This is a genomic window from Geothrix mesophila (assembly GCF_022808835.1).
GTDB lineage: Bacteria > Acidobacteriota > Holophagae > Holophagales > Holophagaceae > Geothrix > Geothrix paludis.
This window is the reverse complement of the sequence record NZ_JAKZLD010000001.1, coordinates 476,560-493,823: the sequence shown is the minus strand read 5'-3', so window position 1 is coordinate 493,823 and position 17,264 is coordinate 476,560. Positions and strand designations below refer to the sequence as shown.

General features: G+C 69.4%; 15 protein-coding genes and 1 other RNA gene. 4 read left to right on the top strand and 12 right to left on the bottom strand.

Annotation, left to right across the window (positions count from 1 at the left end; genetic code table 11):
• Positions 1-101: 101 nt before the first annotated feature.
• Genes MLG87_RS02295 through hemH form a run of 4 tightly spaced genes read right to left on the bottom strand, consistent with a single transcriptional unit; the run spans position 102 to position 3,680 of the window.
• Positions 102-509, bottom strand: a complete 408-nt coding sequence (locus tag MLG87_RS02295; RefSeq protein ID WP_243293609.1) for a DUF2914 domain-containing protein — start codon at positions 507-509, stop codon at positions 102-104.
• A 59-nt stretch (positions 510-568) separates the two neighbouring features.
• Entirely contained in the window at positions 569-1,432 is an 864-nt protein-coding gene (locus tag MLG87_RS02290) for a DUF481 domain-containing protein (RefSeq protein WP_243293608.1), read from the bottom strand.
• 44 nt (positions 1,433-1,476) lie between these two features.
• Positions 1,477-2,736 carry a protoporphyrinogen/coproporphyrinogen oxidase gene (locus MLG87_RS02285; protein ID WP_243293607.1) on the bottom strand — a complete coding sequence of 420 codons (1,260 nt, stop codon included), beginning with the start codon at positions 2,734-2,736 and terminating at the stop codon, positions 1,477-1,479.
• Positions 2,733-3,680 (bottom strand): ferrochelatase, encoded by a 948-nt coding sequence (gene hemH, locus MLG87_RS02280; RefSeq protein ID WP_243293606.1) that lies wholly within the window; start codon positions 3,678-3,680, stop codon positions 2,733-2,735. Before hemH ends, MLG87_RS02285 begins: the two co-directional genes overlap by 4 nt.
• Positions 3,681-3,791: 111 nt before the next feature.
• Here hemH and MLG87_RS02275 point away from each other — a divergent pair, with 111 nt between their 5' ends.
• The gene (locus tag MLG87_RS02275) at positions 3,792-4,304 is read left to right on the top strand and encodes a hypothetical protein (protein WP_243293605.1); all 513 of its coding nucleotides are present in this window, start codon (positions 3,792-3,794) and stop codon (positions 4,302-4,304) included.
• Between the two features lie 73 nt (positions 4,305-4,377).
• Here the strand turns inward: MLG87_RS02275 and MLG87_RS02270 are convergent, their stop codons facing one another.
• Entirely contained in the window at positions 4,378-4,779 is a 402-nt protein-coding gene (locus MLG87_RS02270; RefSeq protein WP_243293604.1) for a hypothetical protein, read from the bottom strand.
• Between the two features lie 136 nt (positions 4,780-4,915).
• On the opposite strand from MLG87_RS02270, the gene MLG87_RS02265 reads away from it, so the two are divergent.
• Complete coding sequence (locus MLG87_RS02265) at positions 4,916-5,788, top strand: TIGR02757 family protein (RefSeq protein WP_243293603.1); 873 nt, start codon at positions 4,916-4,918, stop codon at positions 5,786-5,788.
• Positions 5,789-6,300: 512 nt separating this feature from the next.
• Here the strand turns inward: MLG87_RS02265 and ffs are convergent.
• Positions 6,301-6,396: signal recognition particle sRNA small type (ffs, locus tag MLG87_RS02260), an RNA gene on the bottom strand.
• A gap of 281 nt (positions 6,397-6,677) precedes the next feature.
• On the opposite strand from ffs, the gene MLG87_RS02255 reads away from it, so the two are divergent.
• Positions 6,678-10,079, top strand: a complete 3,402-nt coding sequence (locus MLG87_RS02255; RefSeq protein WP_243293602.1) for an adenosylcobalamin-dependent ribonucleoside-diphosphate reductase — start codon at positions 6,678-6,680, stop codon at positions 10,077-10,079.
• A gap of 73 nt (positions 10,080-10,152) precedes the next feature.
• Here the strand turns inward: MLG87_RS02255 and nudC are convergent, their stop codons facing one another.
• From nudC to MLG87_RS02225, 6 genes are all read right to left on the bottom strand, one after another.
• Complete coding sequence (gene nudC / locus MLG87_RS02250) at positions 10,153-10,935, bottom strand: NAD(+) diphosphatase (RefSeq protein ID WP_243293601.1); 783 nt, start codon at positions 10,933-10,935, stop codon at positions 10,153-10,155.
• 24 nt (positions 10,936-10,959) lie between these two features.
• Positions 10,960-11,208 carry a hypothetical protein gene (locus tag MLG87_RS02245; protein ID WP_243293600.1) on the bottom strand — a complete coding sequence of 83 codons (249 nt, stop codon included), beginning with the start codon at positions 11,206-11,208 and terminating at the stop codon, positions 10,960-10,962.
• Positions 11,209-11,270: 62 nt separating this feature from the next.
• Positions 11,271-12,377 carry a WD40/YVTN/BNR-like repeat-containing protein gene (locus tag MLG87_RS02240; RefSeq protein ID WP_243293599.1) on the bottom strand — a complete coding sequence of 369 codons (1,107 nt, stop codon included), beginning with the start codon at positions 12,375-12,377 and terminating at the stop codon, positions 11,271-11,273.
• A gap of 1 nt (position 12,378) precedes the next feature.
• Entirely contained in the window at positions 12,379-12,648 is a 270-nt protein-coding gene (locus MLG87_RS02235) for a MoaD/ThiS family protein (RefSeq protein ID WP_243293598.1), read from the bottom strand.
• A 62-nt stretch (positions 12,649-12,710) separates the two neighbouring features.
• A complete protein-coding gene (locus tag MLG87_RS02230) occupies positions 12,711-12,929 on the bottom strand; it encodes a hypothetical protein (protein ID WP_243293597.1) in 219 nt (72 codons plus the stop codon).
• A 117-nt stretch (positions 12,930-13,046) separates the two neighbouring features.
• A complete protein-coding gene (locus MLG87_RS02225) occupies positions 13,047-14,036 on the bottom strand; it encodes a malate dehydrogenase (RefSeq protein WP_243293596.1) in 990 nt (329 codons plus the stop codon).
• Positions 14,037-14,212: 176 nt separating this feature from the next.
• Here MLG87_RS02225 and MLG87_RS02220 point away from each other — a divergent pair, with 176 nt between their 5' ends.
• Positions 14,213-17,263 carry a ligand-binding sensor domain-containing diguanylate cyclase gene (locus MLG87_RS02220; protein WP_243293595.1) on the top strand — a complete coding sequence of 1,017 codons (3,051 nt, stop codon included), beginning with the start codon at positions 14,213-14,215 and terminating at the stop codon, positions 17,261-17,263.
• Position 17,264 lies beyond the last annotated feature (1 nt).

The window sequence follows — 17,264 nt, the reverse complement described above, 5'->3', positions numbered from 1 at the left end:
GGCGTCGAGGAGCGCGGCGACGGGCATGGGCCCTCCCACACGAAGGGACGGTGCCGGTCGCGGCACCGCCCTTCTCGGACATCAGGATCGAGCCTGGCTTCCTACTGGATCTCGACGGTGAAATCCGCCTTGCCCAGTTCCGTTCCGTCCGCGCCCAGCACCTTCACCGTCCAATCGCCGGCATCGCCGGCCCGGAACGTGCGATAGGCGTTGGTGCGATAGGGCGAGCGGGGCACCTTCAGTTCCTGCTTCGAGGTGCGCTCGCCCTTGCTGAACACCACCGTGACCGTGCTGTCGGCGGCGCCGGCGACCTTCGTCCAGGCATAGATCTTCGTGCCGGCGGGTACCTTGAACGAGGTGGATTCGCCCTGGATCTCCATCTTCTCCACGCCGGTGCCGACCTTGACCTCGGCGCTGGCCTTGGCTTCGGCCCTGGTTTCGGCCTTGGGCGCGGGCGCCTGGGCGATCAGGGCCGCACAGGCAAGCAGGGGGAGGAGGACCTTGCGCATGGGAAAGCTCCTTGGAAAGGAAAGACGCCCCATTCTGCTCCCGGCCGCCCCGGATGTCATCAGAAGGTGATGACCAGGGAGGTGGTGAACACGGTGTCGGTCTTCTTCAACTGGAACGGTGCGTCGCCCAGGATCACCGGCGGCGTGGACACCGGTGTCTGGGCCACGGGCACCCCCACGAAGGCCGGCTTGTTCTTGTAGGTCACGTCGTAGCCCACTTTCAGGGCCAGCCTCGTAGAGAGGCTGGTGGTCAGGGCGTTCCGCCACACCCCGAGGTAGTTCTGCGAGTCCTTGAAGCTGTCGGAAATGTTCAGTTCGGAGGTGAACACCGAGGTGTCGAAGAGTTTCTTCTCGAACTTCGCCCCCACTCGGAACGTGGCGAAGCGGTCATCGGTGCCGGCCGGGCGGAACACCAGGTTCTCCTTGGTGTAGCCCACGCCCGCGTCCGTGAAGAACTTCGTCCGGTCCGCTTTGATCCACCAGTAGCCGAGCCCGCCCAGCCCGGTCATGCGGGCCTCCAGCCCGGCGGGGATGTTCCGCTCCCAGCCCGCGGCTCCGAACCACTGAAGCCGGTCCGTGATGTTGTGGTCGTAGCGGAGGTTCGCGTAGTAGGTCTCGGTGCTGGTCTTGGTGGTGCGGGTCTCGACGACCGTGGCGGCGTCGAGGTTGGGACCCGAGGCCGTGCGGTCGATGGTGGTGGTGGACACGCGGACGCCTCCCGCGTTGAAGGCGAAGGTCGCGTCCGTCCAGGTGTACTTGTACTCGTTCGAGAATCCCAGGCTCTGGCTGGAGGCGTTGCCGCCCACGGCCACGTAGCTCAGGGCCGCCTTATCCGACCAGGGCCGCTTGGGAGCTGCCTCCTGGGCCCAGGAAGGGACGAGAAGGCTCGAAGCCAGAAAGACCTGGAGACAGGCATGGCGCATACTTCCTCCTGGAAATAAGCGACCATATCACCCTTCTGGATCTCTCAGCCGATCCAGGCCTCCAGCCCCTCCAGGATGTCGCGCACCCCGGGCCCGAAGCGGGCGTTGCTCAGCCAGTCCACGCCAGCGGGCAGGCCCTCCAGGGCCGTCCGGACCCGGGCGCGGTGGCCCAGCTCGGGGCGCGGGATGGCCCGCTCGGCGCGCTCGTGGCGCACGGCCGCAGGGTCGCTGAGCGAGGGCACCCAATGTTTGAGGCGGGCGTACACGCCCTCCCAGGCCTCCAGGTCCGCTGGCTTTCCGAAGGCTCCGCCGATGAAGCTGCGGAGCTGCATGGCGCCCTCCGGCGCGCTCTGGGGATCCATCCAGGAGGGCACCAGAGAACCCAGGTAGCCACGCCCTTCGGGGGGATGGATGAGGAAGCCGAAGCTGTCCTTCAGCGCGGGCAGCGGCGCGTGGCGGCTGTGCCAGAGATCCACGGAGGTGTAGGGGATGGCCGCCAGAGCCTCGGCGCTCGTCGGCGCCACAGGCCCGAGGAGGGCCGCCGCCTCGTAGGCCGGCAGCGCCAGCACCACGCGATCCGCCTCGCGCACCTCGCCCCCGCCGCTCACGCGCCAGCGGCCGCCCGGCAGGGCCTCCAGGCGCTCGGCCCGCAGGCCCGCGCGCACGGCGGCGAGCTTCGAAGCCAGGCGGATGGGCAGCTGTCCCATGCCGCCCTCAGGCACCACCATGTGGCTCACGCCGCCCTTGCGGATGCCGTTCACCAGGCTGCCGGTGGCCTCCCACTGGCGAAGCTTGGGGATGGCGTCCACAGAGAGGATCTCCGCCGGAGCCGCCAGGACGCCCGCGATCATGGAGGGCAGCAGCTCCGTGGCCACGCCCTTGCCCAGGCGCCGCTCGATGAAGGCGCTGAGGCCCTCCTCGGGTTCCGCGGCGCGCACGGGCTGGAAAGGTTCCAGCATCATCCGGAGTTTCGCGCCGACAGACATCAGCGGCGAGGTCATCAGGCCCACGGGCGACGCGGGGACAGGAACCAGACGCCCGCCCTTCCCCACCCAGCGGGCGCCGGTGCCCGGCGACTTGAAGGGCAGCTCGATGGCGCTGAAGAGACGGTCCACCGCCGTGCCCTTCTGCCACAGCACGCCCTGGGGGCCCGTCTCGAAGTGGCCGCCTTCCCAGGGCAGGGTCTTCATCCAGCCGCCCACGGAGGTCGCGGCTTCCCACACTTCGACGGGTTCGCCCTTCCGCTGCAGGTGCCAGGCCGCGGCCAGGCCCGTCACGCCGCCGCCGAGAATGAGGGTGCTCATGGGAGGATCTCCAGGACGCGCCGCGTCAGGCAGCGGATGTAGGCCGGATCGGTGCCGGGGGTGGGCACGCGGCGGTAGGTCCGGATGCCCGCCTGGTCGGCCACGTGGCGGTATTCGATATCGAGTTCGTGCAGGGTCTCGATGTGCTCGCTCACGAAGCTCATGGGCACGACGATCACGTCCTTGCCGCCCATGGACTCCAGCACCGACTTCAGGGGCGGCTCCAGCCAGCGCACCGGGCCCGTGCGGCTCTGGTAGGCCTGGAGGTAACCCCCGGGGATGGGCCCGATGCGGGCGATCAGGGCTTCGCGGGTGGCCACGATCTCCTTCTCGTAGGGATCGCCGGCTTCGATCTGGCGCACGGGAAGGCTGTGGGCGCTGAAGATCACCGTGGCCTCGGGCAGGTCCTCCAGCGCCGCGCGCAGGGGGCGTTCCAGAGCGTCCAGGTAGTCGGGGTCCGTGGCGTAGTGCTCAATCCCCGGCAGGATCTCGATCCCCGCCTTCGCGGCTTCCACGACCAGCTCGCGCAGGCTGGAACCCGTGGTGGCGCGACAGTCGTGGGGATACAGGGTCACGGGCACCAGCTTGCGGACACCGTCGCGCTTCAGGGCCTTCAGCAGGCCCTCAGCCCGCGGGGCGGCATAGCGGAAGCACAGCTTCACCAACTCGGGACGGCCGGCGGCGCGAAGGGCGGCACGCAGCTCCGCGGCCTGGAGGGCGCTCTCCCGAAGCAGGGGTGAGCCGCCCCCGATCTGCCCGTAGCGGACCTTCGCGCCGGGAGCCCGGAGCCGGGCAATGAGCCGCGACAAAGGGCCCTGGAGCCAGGCGGGCCCGGGCAGCCGGATCAGGTCCCGGTCGCCGAACAGGGCTGCGAGAAAGGGTTCGACCTGGTCCAGGTTCACTGGACCGCCGAGGTTCAGGAGCAGGATCGCCGTATCTCGCATCACCTTCCACCTTACGCGAGACATGGCGGAACTTTCGTCACGGAAACCCGGACTCGGCATGACGCCGGAATGACCGGCATCCCATAAACTGTTCTGACACTGGAGTCCGCCATGGCCATCCCCGCCTCCCTGTCCGCCTTCGCCGCGCTGCCCGACGAGGCCCGACTCTGGCTCGTGGCCTTCGACCGGCCGGTGGACGCGGCGCTCCTGGCCCCGGACCTGGACGCGCTCATGGGCCGCTGGCGCCACAAGGGCGTCCAGTACCAGGGAACCTGGACCCTGCTGGAGGATCGCATCCTGGCCATCGCGGAGCCCACCCTGGCTTCCAACCCCTCGGGTTGCGCCATCGACGGCATGCTCCGGAGCGTGGGACAGGCGGCCGGGCGCCTGGGCCTCGTCCTCCTCGATCCGCAAGTGGTGGTGGCCCGCCTGTCCGGGGCCCTGCGGACCTTCACCCGCCCGGAACTCGAGTCCCGCCTTGCGGATGGCACGCTGGACGCGGGAACGCCCATCCTCGACCTCGCCCTGCTCACCCTCGGCGACCTCCGGAACGGCCGCTTCGAGCGCCCCCTCTCAGCCACCTGGATCGGCCGGAAATTCCTTCGGCCCGCCCCCCTGGCTTGAGGCTGCGGGACTTCGCCCCGCATCACGAAAACGAGGCGGCAGAGCCGCCTCGTTTTGCATGAATGGATTGAGGCTAGAAGATCGATTCGCCCGGCTTGCGGCGCCAGGCTTCGGAGCGCTTGGGACTGTCGGTCTTGGGCTTGGCGTCCTTGGCGGCAGCCAGGGTCTGCAGCAGGGAGCCGCCCACCTTGGAGGCCACGCTCTTGGCCAGGGCCGGGGCGGCGGGGACCGCCGGGGCGCTCACCGGGCCAGCGGCGGGGGCTTCAGGAGCGGCGGCCTTCGCCGTGATCTCCTTCAGGCGCTTCTCGTACCAGACCTTCCGCTTGGGATCGATGGTCCGAGTGTTCGCGGCCTTCTCTCCCTTCTTGAGAACCTTGGGCTTGGGCTTCTCGCGGTCTTCACGCAATACGGAATCGGGCTTTGCTGCTTCTTCGAGGATTTTCGCCAGGTTTCCAAGGCCACGCAGGTTCATCATGTGCGGTTGCTTCTCCTAATGGGGCCACGGGCCACCGTGCATCAGAATAACGGCAACGCATTTGCTTACATAGTGATTTCAGACACGAGGTGCGGTTTTTTGCCGCCGACGCCCGCCTGCTGGGACACTGGACGGGATGGGAAACTCGCGCACCACCCTGAAATCCCGCCTCGATGGTCTGTGCGAACGATACGACACGGCCGGAGCTCTGGCCAAGGATCCCCTCTCTGTGGCTTTGGCCTATGACGCGCCGCTGGACCAGGAGGTGGCCGCGTTCGTGGCGGCCCATCTCGCCTACGGCCGGGTCGACCCCATGATCCGGGCCGTACGGGCCGCGTTGGCGCCCCTTGGCCGCGCGCCGGCCGCCTGGCTCCGCGAGCGGACCGAGGCGGAACTCAGGCGGAACCTGACCCGAGCGCTGGCCGGCTGGGCCTGGCGGTTCCACACGGCCGACGATGTCGCCGCCTGGCTGCTGGCCTGGAAACGGCTGGACGCGCAGAGCGGGAGCGGCCTGGAGGCCCATCTCCAGCCCCGGCCCACCGAAGATCCCGACCTCGCGCTCTCCCGGCTGGTGCAGCGCCTCCGGACCGAGCTGCCGGATTCCTACGGATCCCGCTTCTCCCTGCCCGATCCATTGGAAGGCGCCGCCTGCAAGCGCTGGCGCATGTTCCTGCGCTGGATGGTCCGCCCGGGCTGGCCCGACCTCGGCCTCTGGACCCGCTACCCGGCCCATCAGCTGGTCATACCCCTGGATACTCACGTGGCCCGCGTCTCGCGGTTCATCGGCCTCACCCGCCGTGCCACCCCCGACGGCAAGATGGCGCGGGAGATCACCGAGGCCCTGCGCCGCCTCGATCCCGCCGATCCCCTCCGCTACGACTTCGCCCTCAGCCACCTTGGCATCCTGGGCGATTGCCCCGGGGTGCGTCACCGGAGCACGTGCGCGGCGTGTCCGCTATATTCCGTCTGCCGCGCCGGCTCGGAATCCGCCATGCGGATTCCGAGATGAGAAAAACATAAGTCATCTTTTTATACGCTCTTGCGATCATTGGAACCGAAGGCCGGGCTTGCCATGTGCGCGACCTAAGTGGGTCGCGGAGCAGAGCCCGGGGGGCTCTGCGGAGCGGGGACCCACTGGGAGCGTAGGCCAGTGCCGACCCGTGAGCGCAAGCCGCAGGCGCCGCGCGAACGGATGGCAGGTCGGGTCCCGCCTGGCCTGGCCTGCCACGGCACGCGACCGCCGGGTGGCAGAGCAGGCTCCGGTGGAGCCGCGACCGCCGGCCCCCCGGTGAGGGGCCCATGCCAGTGCCGATTCGCGAAGGCGCAGCCTGAGCGATGGCAAGCCCGGCCCTTTTGCGCAGGCGCAAAAGGGCCGGGCTTGCCATGTGGGCGACCGCCGGGTGATGGAGCAGGCTCCCGCGGAGCCTGCGGAATCGGGACCCGGCGAGGAGCGTAGGCCAGTGCCGATTCGCAAAGCCAAGCCGAAGGCGCAGGCTGCGCGATGGTCAGCCTGGCCCCGAAAGGGGCCGGGCTGACCACGGCACTCGGGGGAACGACTTAGGGCTGCTTCTTCCGACCTGACCCGGTTCATCGCACCCCGATGCATGGGGCCCGGCTTGGGTACAGGGTAGTCCGGAAGGGGTAGGTCGCGCCAGGGAAAGGGGCCGTCGCGGAGGCGCACCGGCCCTCGAAGTGACGGATTTCATGGGCTTTTTTAATTGCTGGAAAAATCCGGTGGGGCGCCCTTGACACCCCCACATGTTGGGGCCATCCTTTTCTCCCGGCACAACCCATAGAGGTCACCCCCCAAAGCGCCCCGGAACAGGGGATGGCTCTGCGCGCCTCCGGGAAAGCCTTCTCCTCGAACCCTCCCCCCACCCCGACCCCCAGGACCGACCATGAAGATCTCCCGCCATTTCACCAAGGCAGGCCACGACCCCCTGGAAGGCTTCCGCTTCGTCCCCCGGACCAGCCGGATCTCCAAGCTCGACGGCACCGTGGTCTTCGAGGCCAAGGACGTGATGGTGCCGGAGGCCTGGTCCCAGGTGGCCGTGGACATCCTGGCCCAGAAGTACTTCCGCCGGAAGGGCATCGACGCCCAGAACGGCGGGGAGAAGGACGCGCGCCAGGTCTTCCACCGGCTGGCGGGCTGCTGGCGCCACTGGGGCGAGACCCACGGCTACTTCGATTCCGCTGACGACGCCCAGGCCTTCTACGACGAGCTGACCTACATGCTCGCCGACCAGATGTGCGCCCCCAACTCCCCGCAGTGGTTCAACACGGGCCTGCACTACGCCTACGGCATCGCGGGCCCGGCCCAGGGCCACAGCTATGTGGATCCGCGGACCGGCGAGATGACGCGATCCACCTCGGCCTACGAGCGCCCCCAGCCCCATGCCTGCTTCATCCAGAGCGTGGCCGACGACCTCGTGAACGAGGGTGGCATCATGGACCTGTGGACCCGCGAGGCCCGCATCTTCAAGTACGGCTCGGGGACGGGCACCAACTTCTCCAAGGTGCGCGGCTCAGAGGAGCCCCTCTCCGGCGGCGGCCGCAGCTCCGGCCTCATGAGCTTCCTGGCCGTGGGCGACCGCGCCGCGGGCGCCATCAAGAGCGGTGGCACCACCCGTCGTGCCGCCAAGATGGTCTGCCTCGACCTGGACCACCCCGACATCGAGGCCTTCATCGACTGGAAGGTGACCGAAGAGCGCAAGGTCGCCATGCTGGCCGCCGGCAGCGCCGTCGTGCGCCGCCACTGGGATGCCCTCTGCCAGTCCGTGGAGGGCTCCACCAGCAAGGATGCCGACCCCAAGACCAACGAGGCTCTGCGCAAGGCCCTGGCCCGCGCCAAGCGCGAGGGCGTGCCGCCGGCCTTCCTCACCCAGTGCCTGGGCCGCCTGGCCGACGGCGACTTCGACCGCGACCTCAAGGGCTATGACACCTCCTGGGATGGCGACGCTTACTACACCGTGGGCGGCATGAACTCCAACAACTCCGTCCGCGTGCCCGACGCCTTCATGCGCGCCATGGAGATCGATGGCGACTGGGACCTGAAGCGGCGCATCGACGGCAAGACCAGCAAGAAGCTCCGGGCCAGGGACCTCTGGGAGAAGGTGAACAAGGCCGCCTGGGCCTGCGCCGACCCCGGCATCCAGTTCAACACCACCATCAACGACTGGCACACCTGCCCCGAGGACGGGCCCATCAACGCGAGCAACCCCTGCTCCGAGTACATGTTCCTGGATGACACCGCCTGCAACCTGGCCTCCCTGAACCTGTGCACCTTCCTCACGGACGACGGCGGCTTCGACCTGGCGGGCTACCGCCACGCCATCCGCCTCTGGACCGTGGTCCTCGAGATCAGCGTGCTCATGGCCCAGTTCCCCAGCGAAGCCATTGCCCAGCGCAGCTACGACTTCCGCACCCTGGGCCTCGGCTACGCCAACCTGGGCGCCATGCTCATGCGCATGGGCATCCCCTACGACAGCGCCGAAGGCACCCAGTGGTGCGCGGCCCTGACGGCCATCCTCACGGGCGACGCCTACGCCGCCAGCGCGGAGATGTCCCGGGAGCTGGGCCCCTTCCCCAGCTACCAGAAGAACGCCCAGCACATGCTGCGCGTCGTCCGCAACCACCGCCGCGCCGCCTATAACGCCCCGGACTCCGAGTACGAGCAGCTCTCCATCGTGCCCCAGGGCCTCACCGGCACCGGCGTGCCCAAGAGCCTCGTCGAGGCCGCCCGCGAAAGCTGGGACACCGCCCTCGCCTACGGCGAGCAGTGGGGCTACCGCAACGCCCAGGTGACCGTGCTGGCGCCCACGGGCACCATCGGCCTGCTCATGGACTGCGACACCACCGGCGTCGAGCCCGACTTCGCCCTCGTGAAGTTCAAGAAGCTGGCCGGCGGCGGCTACTTCAAGCTGGTGAACCGCGCCATTCCCGAGGCCCTGGCCCGCCTCGGCTATGCGCCCGCACAGATCCAGGAGATCGAGCGCCACGTGGTGGGCTGGCTCCAGATCACCGACGAGACTCCCGGTATCACCCGCTCCATGCTGAAGGGGGCCGGCTGGGCGGAGGAGGAGATCGCCGTCGTGGAGCAGAAGCTCCCCACAGCCTTCGATCCCGCCTACGCCATCGACGTCGAACGCCTGAAGAAGGACTTCAGCGCCGAGCAGGTGGAAACCTTCCTGCTGGCCCTGGCGGGCACCATGACCGTGGAAGGCGCGCCCCACCTCAAGGATGAGCACCTGCCCATCTTCGACTGCGCCAACCGCTGCGGCCGCACCGGCAAGCGCTACATCGCCCCCATGGGCCACCTGAAGATGATGGGCGCTGCCCAGCCCTTCCTCAGCGGCGCCATCAGCAAGACCATCAACCTGCCCGCCGAGGCCACCGTGGCCGAGATCGGGAAGATCTACGAGGCCAGCTGGCAGCTCATGCTCAAGGCCGTGGCGCTCTACCGCGACGGCTCCAAGATGAGCCAGGCCATGGCCACCAACCTCGACCTGCTGGACGGCGCCGACACGCTGCTGGACGAGCAGGCCACCGCCACCGAGAAGGCCCCCGCCGTCGCCCAGGCGCTCACGCAGCAGCTGGTGCGCACCTACCGGCGCCGCATGCCCAACCGCCGGGGCGGCTACACCCAGGCGGCCACCGTGGGCGGCACCAAGCTCTACCTCCGCACCGGGGAATACGAGGACGGCAGCCTCGGCGAGATCTTCCTCGACATCCACAAGGAGGGCGCCGCCTTCCGCGCCGTGCTCAACTGCTTCGCCATCGCCGTGAGCATGGGCCTCCAGCACGGTGTGCCCCTGGAAGAGTTCTGCGACGCCTTCCTGTTCACCCGCTTCGAGCCCGGTGGCATGGTCATGGGCAGCGACACGATCAAGATGAGCACCAGCATCATCGACTTCGTGTTCCGCGAGCTGGCCATCAGCTACCTGGGCCGCTACGACCTGGCCCATGTGGAGCCCGAGCAGATCGTGAACGCCGCCACGGGCCTGCGCCCCGGCAGCCAGGCGCCAGGCCTGGCCGGCGCCCTGCCCAGCCTGCCCACGGGCACGCCCCTGCCCTTCCCCGAGGCCGGGGCCGAACCCGCCGCCGCTGCGCCCGCCCCTGCGCCGCAGCCGGTCCTCCAGCCCGTGCTCGTGGGCGCAGCCAAGGCCGTCTCCGCGGCGCAGGCTGCCCGCGAGAAGGGCTACACCGGCGACCCCTGCCCCGAGTGCGGCCACCTCACCCTCGTCAGAAACGGCGCCTGCATGAAGTGCCAGACCTGTGGAGCCACCACCGGGTGCAGCTAGAGGACGCCAACCGCAGAGAACGCGGAGAACGTAGAGGAAGACGGAAGGGCGGGAGCGATCCCGCCCTTTGTTTTCATCCGTGTGAATCCGTGTTCATCCGTGGCTGATCCGTCTTCCCCGCCACAGCGGCATCCAGCATCCATCTCGCGATGCTGAGGGGGGCGGGCAGGTCGGGGAGGGCGTCGAGGCGGAACCAGCGGGCGTCCTCCAGTTCGGCGGGATCGGGCCGCAGCTCGCCGTCGAGGTGGTCGGCCAGGAAGGCCACCATGAGGCCGTTGGGGAAGGGCCAGGGCTGGCTGCCGAAGTAGCGCAGATGATGGACGCGGATGCCCAGCTCCTCGGCCACCTCGCGGTGGACGGCCTGCTCCAGGGATTCCCCGGGCTCGGTGAAGCCGGCGATGGCGCTGTACACGCCGGGCTTGAAGTGGGGCGAGCGCGCCAGGGCCAGCTCCCGCTCCGCCCCTGCCCCGCGCTGGATGAGCACGATGATGGCCGTGGCGTTGGAGGGGAACACCGTCCGCCCGCAGGCCGGGCAGCGGCGACCATGCCCTGCCTCGGGCCCTTCGCAGGGCTCCAGGGCCGTGGCGCAGCTCCCGCAGAAGCGGTGTCCCGCCGCCCACTCCAGCCACTGGCTGGCCCGGCCCGCCCTGGCCCATGCCTCCGGGTCCATGCGGGGGAAGGCATCGCGCAGGCCCACGGCCTCCACGCCCTCGGGCACCGGATGATCCTCGGCCACCCTCAGCGCCAGATGTCCCTCGGGCAGGCGCAGCCGAAGCTCCGCCTCCACCTCGGGTAAGGACGCCTCCGGCGCGAGCCAGAGGCGGTTTCCCTGGAAGATGATCCGCTGTTCGCTCATGCCGCCTCGCCCAGGGGCCGGATCCTAGTGCCGGTCATGCCCCTTGCGCTCCCGGCCCTCACGCTCCCGACCCGCGCGCTTCTCCTGGCCCTTGTGCCTGCCGTGGTCCCGCTCCCGGCTGGGCTTCCGCTCGGCTCGGCGGCCATCCCGGCTCGGCGCAGGGCTCTTGGAGAGGCCCAGGGGATCCGGCAGGCCCAGCGGGTTGGGGAGCTGTGCCATCAGCAGGGTGCCACCGAACATCAGGGCAGCCAGGGTGCGGGCCATGCGGGTCACGAATCCTCCGGGAAGCGGCGGGCGGAGGGTCCGCCGCGCCAGTCGTCCATGGTACCCGGTCGCTACACGAACAGCACCGCATGCACCGGTGGCAGGTGCTCCGCGAGGGTGATCCAGTCGTCGCCGCTGTTCTCGCTGATCCACACGGAACCCGTGGTGGAGCCGAAGGCCAGGCGCTCGCCGCTGTCGTCGAGATCCAGTCCGTGGCGGTAGACCAGATCGTAGGCCCAGGACTCGGGCAGACCGCGACCCAGCGTCTCGAAGGTGCGGCCGCCGTCGCGGGTGCGGTTCACCACCACGCGGCCTTCCACGGGGATGCGGCGTTCGTCCTTGATCGCAGGCACGAACCAGGCCGTGTCGGGATCCTTCGGATGCACCACCACGGGGAAGCCGAAGACCGAGGGCTTCACGTTCTTGATCTCGGTCCAGGTCATGGCGTCGTCGGTGCTGCGGAAGATGCCGTTGTGGTGCTGGATCCACCAGACGTTCGGCGCCCCGGGGCACTGCACCATGCGATGCGGGTCCTGGGATTCCGGCGCCTCCACCAGCTCCGGCGGCGCGTAGTCGGCGCGCATGCCCTTGGTGTGGGCGCTCCAGGTCTTCCCCAGGTCCTTCGTGTGCCACACGCCGCCGCTGGAGACGGCCACCACCACGCGGTTCCCATCCCGGGGATCCACGCAGACGGAGTGGATGCCGGGCGAGTCGGCGCCTCCGCCGGCCCACTTGCGGCGCTCCGGCATGTGCCAGAGCGATTCCACCAGGTGCCAGGTGGCGCCGGAATCCTCGCTCCAGAAAAGGCCGCCCGGCAGCGTGCCCGCCCAGAGCAGGCCTGGTTGCGAGGCCAGCCCCGGCGTGAGGCACCAGAAGCGGATGAGACGCCAGGGAATCTCCCGGCCCAGGAAGTCCTTCTCCACATGGCCCTCGGGCGGGGTGGGATAGGCGGGCACGCCGAGCTCCTCCCAGGTGGCGCCGCGATCCTTCGAGCGGTGCAGCTTGGCCCCGAAGTGGCCGTGGTCCAGGGCCGCGTACCAGGCGCCGTCGCGGGGATCCTGCATGGCCAGAGAGACGTTGTCGCCCAGGAAGGACACCGACTCCAGGTCCCAGACACCCCGCTGGGTGCGGCGGGCGGAGAAGAGCCCCTTGCGGGTGGAAATCAGCAGCTGGTCCATCTCAGCCTCCGGAAAGGGCCTGCATGACGTAGATCTCGCTGGCCGTAGACACGGGATCGCTGAGCCCCCGGCGATCCGCGATGGGCACGCCGTCCACGAAGACGGCCATGTGGAACCTCAGGGCGCCATGCTCGTCCAGCACGTAGCCCCGCAGCCTCGGGTACAGGGTGAAGGCGGCCTCCAGACTCTCCCGCACCGTGCCGCCCGCCACCGCGCAGGGCGGGCAGGCCACGTGGCGCTGGAGGTTGCGGGTGAAGGCGACGTGGGCCATGGGCATCCTGGAAGCCCGGCCACTGTCCTCCAGGGACTTCTACCTGTCAAGACACGAAAGATCTAGTCGAACCAGTCCGGGTCATCCTTCGGTTCGCCTTTCCTGGCGGCCTTTCTCCTGGCCGCCTCGAGTTCGGCTTGGGCGGCCACGAACTCCTCGTCCTCCAGCCGCGTGGGGTCCGGCAGGGGATGTCCGGCCAGATCGTGCAGCGGCGCCGCCCGCCGCTCCACGCCGACGATCCGGCTCCAGGGCTTCTTGCGCCGTTCGACCTGTTCGATCATGGTCCACCTCCGGCTCAAACCAAGCATAGGTTCCAGGCCCCGGCCCGCCATTGTAAAAAAGCGCAAGGGGATCGCTCCCCCTGCGCTTCCACTTGGTTTCCCCGTTGGCGGGGATTCCTACTTGACCAGGCCCAGGTCCCTCACCGCCTGGCGCTCCTCTTCGAGTTCCTTGGCGGTGGCGTCCATCTTGGCGCGGCTGAAGGCGTTGATCTCCAGACCCTTCACGATCTCCACCTGGCCGTTCTTCACGGTGACGGGGTAGCCGTAGACCAGACCCTGGGGCACGCCGTAGCTGCCGTCGGAGGGGAAGGCCATGCTGGTCCAGTCGCCCTCGGGGGTGCCCAGCGCCCAGGAGCGCATGTGGGCGATGGCGGCGCTGGCGGCACTGGCGGCGCTGCTGAGGCCGCGGGCCTCGATGATGGCCGCGCCGCGCTTGGCGACGGTGGGGATGAAGGTCTTCTCGTACCACTCGTGGTCATTGACCAGGTCGTAGGCGTTCTTGCCGTCGACGGTGGCGTGGTAGAGGTCGGGGAACTGGGTGGTGCTGTGGTTGCCCCAGATGGTCATCTTCTGGATGGCGGTGACGGGCTTGCCGGTCTTCTCGGCGAGCTGGGAGATGGCGCGGTTGTGGTCCAGGCGCACCATGGCGTGGAACTGGCTGGGCTTCAGCTTGGGCGCGTTGGAAAGCGCGATCAGGGCGTTGGTGTTGGCCGGGTTGCCCACCACCAGCACCTTCACGTTGCGGCTGGCCACTTCGCTCAGGGCCTCGCCCTGGGGCTTGAAGATGCCGCCGTTGGCGCTCAGCAGGTCGCTGCGCTCCATGCCGGCCTTGCGCGGCAGGGCGCCCACGAGCAGCGCGTAATCCGCATCCTTGAAGGCGACCTTGGGATCATCGGAGGTGACGACGCCCGCCAGCAGGGGGAAAGCACAATCCTTGAGTTCCATGACCACGCCGTTCAGCGCCTTCAGGGCCGGGGTGATCTCCAGGAGCTGCAGGATCACCGGCTGGTCCTCGCCCAGCATCGCGCCACTGGCGATGCGGAAGAGGATGCTGTATCCGATCTGGCCGGCTGCGCCGGTGACGGCCACGCGAACGGGGGGCTTCATGAGATTCCTCCTGGAAGATGGTTCATTCTATACCTCGCGCTGACACTGAAAACCGGCAGGTCGGGAATCCGTGATCTAGATCCTCCCACTGCTCAGTCCCATGGAAAGATTCGGCCAACCCACCAATAGGAAAGATCCGGCGTCGATCATCCGATAGGATGGAATCTGACCGGTCCATGCGCCTCCTCCTCCACCTCGCCCGCCTCCTCCTGCTCGCCAGTCTCGCGCTGGGCGCCCCGGCTGCAGGCCTTCCCGTCTCCGGGCGCATGGTCTTCCGCAGCTACGGCCCCGCGGAAGGCCTGGAGCACACGAGCCTCAGCGCCATCGCCCAGGACGCGGAAGGCTTTCTCTGGGTGGGGACCGAAGGTGGCGCCTACCGCTTCGACGGGGCGGGCTTCCGCTTGTGGAGTCTCCCCGAAGGCCTGCCCTCGGCCTGGGTCCGCGCGTTCGGCCCCAACGAGGACGGCAGCCTCTGGATCGGCACCCGGGCAGGCCTCTGCCTGCTGCGCCAGGGCCAGATCCAGCCCCTCGACCCCACGGATCCCCTGGCCAGGGCGCAGATCCACCAGATCCTGCGCGACACCCAGGGCAACGTCTGGGTCGCCGCGGAGTCGGGCCTGTTCGAGAGCGAGGATGGCGGGCCCCGTTTCAAGCCGGCCGCGGGCTGGCCGGGAGGCCCGGCCTATTCGCTGGGCCTGGACGGCGAGACCCTCTGGGTGGGCGGGTCATCCATCCTCCACCAGCGCGGCGGAGATGGCACCTGGAAGGCCTGGTCGGCTCGCGAAGGGGTGCCCGCTGAGCAGGTGAAGGCCCTGCTGAAGACCCGCTCGGGCACCCTCTGGGTACGGACTCCCAGCCAGCTGCGCGTGCTCGCCCCCAAGGGCACGCGCCTGACCCTTCCGGCCCTGGGCCTCCCGCCCCTGGGCGTCAGCTTCTACGAGGAGTCCCTCTGCCCCGACGGCGACGGCGGCGTGTTCGTCCCCACCGCCAAGGGCCTGCTCCACTTCACCGACCGCTCCTGGAGGATCCTGGACGAAACCCGCGGGCTGCCCTCGGGTTGGGCCAACCAGGCCTTCGTCGACGCGGCGGGCAACCTCTGGGTGGCCAGCCTGGGCCTGCACCGCCTCCTCGGCCGCGGCGCCTGGGAGAACTTCACGCGGCTGGACGGCCTGCCCGCGGACAACATCTGGGGCCTGCTGCGGGACCGCTCCGGCGTGCTCTGGATCGACACCAGCGGCGGCCTCGCCCGCATGGAGGCCAAGGGCCCGGTGCCCTTTCCCGCCGCCACAGGGCTGGTGCTCTACGCGCTCCGGGAAAGCGCCGATGGCTCCATCTGGGGCGCCGGCGAACATCCCTTCCTGATCCGCATCAGCCCGGACCGGTCGCGGCTGACGCAGATCCCGCTGCCCCCCTCGAAAGCCTTGGCGATCCCCGTGGCATTGACCTTCGATCGGCACGGCGATCTGTGGGTGGGGACCAGCCATGACGGCCTGTGGCGCGTCTCGGATCCCGCCGGGCATCCCGAATTCCACCGGGCGGAGATCCCCGGAACCACCGCCGAGGACGCCATCACCGCCCTTCACGAGGACGCCCAGGGCCGCCTCTGGGCAGCCACGGGACAAGGACTGGCCCGCCGGGATGGCGACACCTGGCGGAGCTGGGGGCGGGACATCGGCCTCCGGCCAGCCCCTCTCGCGGCCCTGGCGCCCCTGCCCGATGGAACCGCCTGGGTGGCGTACCGGGAACCCATGGGGCTCACGCTCGTGGACCTCCGGGGCGAGGCACCCAGGGTGGTGCGGCACTGGACCCGCAAGGAAGGTCTCGCCAGCGATTCGGTCTACAGCCTGGCGGCGGATGCCGCGGGCCGCCTGTGGGTGGGGGGTCCCCGCGGCGTCCAATGGGTGGATGGGACGGAGCACCGCCTGTTCAGGCGGGAGGACGGCCTGACGAGCACGGATTGCAATCCCTTCTCCACCTGGGTGGACGCGGATGGCGGCGTCTGGTTCGGCTCCACGGCGGGGCTTCTCCACCACAGCCCCGAGCGGCGGTTCCAGGCCCAGAATCCGCCTTCGACCCTCTTTGTTTCCTTCCGGCTGGGGGACCGCCAATGGAGCCACCCCTTCGCTGGCCCGGTGGACCTGGGACCCGTGTCCTACGGGAACCGCACGCTGGCCGCCCACTTCACCTCCCTGACCTTCGAACACGAAGGGCGGATCCGCTTCCAGTCCCGCCTGACCGGTCTCGACGAGGGCTGGGTGGACATCCCCACCCAGGACCTCCGCTACCAGGCCCTTCCGCCCGGTCCCTACCGGCTGGAAGTCCGGGCCCTGCTGGATGACGGCACGGCCGGCCCGGTGGCCGCCGTGACCTTCCTGGTGCTGCACCCCTGGTGGCTGCGCTGGTGGGCCTGGCCCGTCTGGGGCGGCCTTGCCGTGTGCGCCGGGTTGATGGCCTTCCGGTGGCGGCTGCGTCTCCTGGAGAAGCGCAACGAGGAGCTGAAGGTCCTGGTCTACCAGCGCACCGAAGCCCTGGAGCTGAGCAACCTGGCCCTGGCCACCATCTCCACGACGGATCCCCTCACGGGCCTGCGCAACCGGCGCTACCTGGAAGAGGAACTGCCGCCGGTCATCGCCCTCGTCCTGCGCGCCCAGCGCGACCACCTGGCCGCGGAGCACAGCCCCAGCGAGACCTGCCTCGTCTTCGCCATGATCGACCTGGACCACTTCAAGCGCGTGAACGACACCTGGAGCCACGCCGCGGGCGACCTGGCCCTGAAGCAGGTGGCGGACGTCCTCCGCCACGAGGCCCGCGAGTCCGACTTCCTCATCCGGTGGGGCGGCGAGGAGATCCTCTTCGTGGGCCACACCGCCGATCTCGATGGCGCCGCCACGGTGGTGGCGCGCCTCCACCAGGCCATCCGGGAGCACGCCTTCAACCTGGGCCTGCCGCAACCGATCCAGATCACCTGCTCCATCGGCTTCTCGCTCTTCCCCTTCCAGTCGGACCACCTCGAGGCCGCCTCCTGGGAGGACCAGGTGCGCGTGGCCGACCGCTGTCTCTACGCCGCCAAGCGCTCTGGCCGGGACGGCTGGGTGGGCGTCGCGGCGCATCCCGGCCTGCCGGAGGGCCTGGCCCAGCGCTTCGATCAGGGCCCCGCCCTCTGCGCCCAGGCCGGCGCCGTCGAGCTGCGCCACAGCCCCCGCGAGGGGGATCTGGTCTGGCACTAGG

Excerpts from the sequence above, each read along its gene's own strand:
- MLG87_RS02270 (WP_243293604.1), bottom strand. The coding sequence starts at position 4,779 with ATGATGAACCTGCGTGGCCTTGGAAACCTGGCGAAAATCCTCGAAGAA.
- MLG87_RS02255 (WP_243293602.1), top strand. The coding sequence starts at position 6,678 with ATGAAGATCTCCCGCCATTTCACCAAGGCAGGCCACGACCCCCTGGAA.
- MLG87_RS02265 (WP_243293603.1), top strand. The coding sequence starts at position 4,916 with ATGGGAAACTCGCGCACCACCCTGAAATCCCGCCTCGATGGTCTGTGC.
- MLG87_RS02230 (WP_243293597.1), bottom strand. The coding sequence starts at position 12,929 with ATGATCGAACAGGTCGAACGGCGCAAGAAGCCCTGGAGCCGGATCGTC.
- MLG87_RS02225 (WP_243293596.1), bottom strand. The coding sequence starts at position 14,036 with ATGAAGCCCCCCGTTCGCGTGGCCGTCACCGGCGCAGCCGGCCAGATC.
- hemH (WP_243293606.1), bottom strand. The coding sequence starts at position 3,680 with ATGCGAGATACGGCGATCCTGCTCCTGAACCTCGGCGGTCCAGTGAAC.
- MLG87_RS02220 (WP_243293595.1), top strand. The coding sequence starts at position 14,213 with ATGCGCCTCCTCCTCCACCTCGCCCGCCTCCTCCTGCTCGCCAGTCTC.
- MLG87_RS02285 (WP_243293607.1), bottom strand. The coding sequence starts at position 2,736 with ATGAGCACCCTCATTCTCGGCGGCGGCGTGACGGGCCTGGCCGCGGCC.
- MLG87_RS02275 (WP_243293605.1), top strand. The coding sequence starts at position 3,792 with ATGGCCATCCCCGCCTCCCTGTCCGCCTTCGCCGCGCTGCCCGACGAG.
- MLG87_RS02290 (WP_243293608.1), bottom strand. The coding sequence starts at position 1,432 with ATGCGCCATGCCTGTCTCCAGGTCTTTCTGGCTTCGAGCCTTCTCGTC.
- MLG87_RS02235 (WP_243293598.1), bottom strand. The coding sequence starts at position 12,648 with ATGGCCCACGTCGCCTTCACCCGCAACCTCCAGCGCCACGTGGCCTGC.
- MLG87_RS02240 (WP_243293599.1), bottom strand. The coding sequence starts at position 12,377 with ATGGACCAGCTGCTGATTTCCACCCGCAAGGGGCTCTTCTCCGCCCGC.
- MLG87_RS02295 (WP_243293609.1), bottom strand. The coding sequence starts at position 509 with ATGCGCAAGGTCCTCCTCCCCCTGCTTGCCTGTGCGGCCCTGATCGCC.
- nudC (WP_243293601.1), bottom strand. The coding sequence starts at position 10,935 with ATGAGCGAACAGCGGATCATCTTCCAGGGAAACCGCCTCTGGCTCGCG.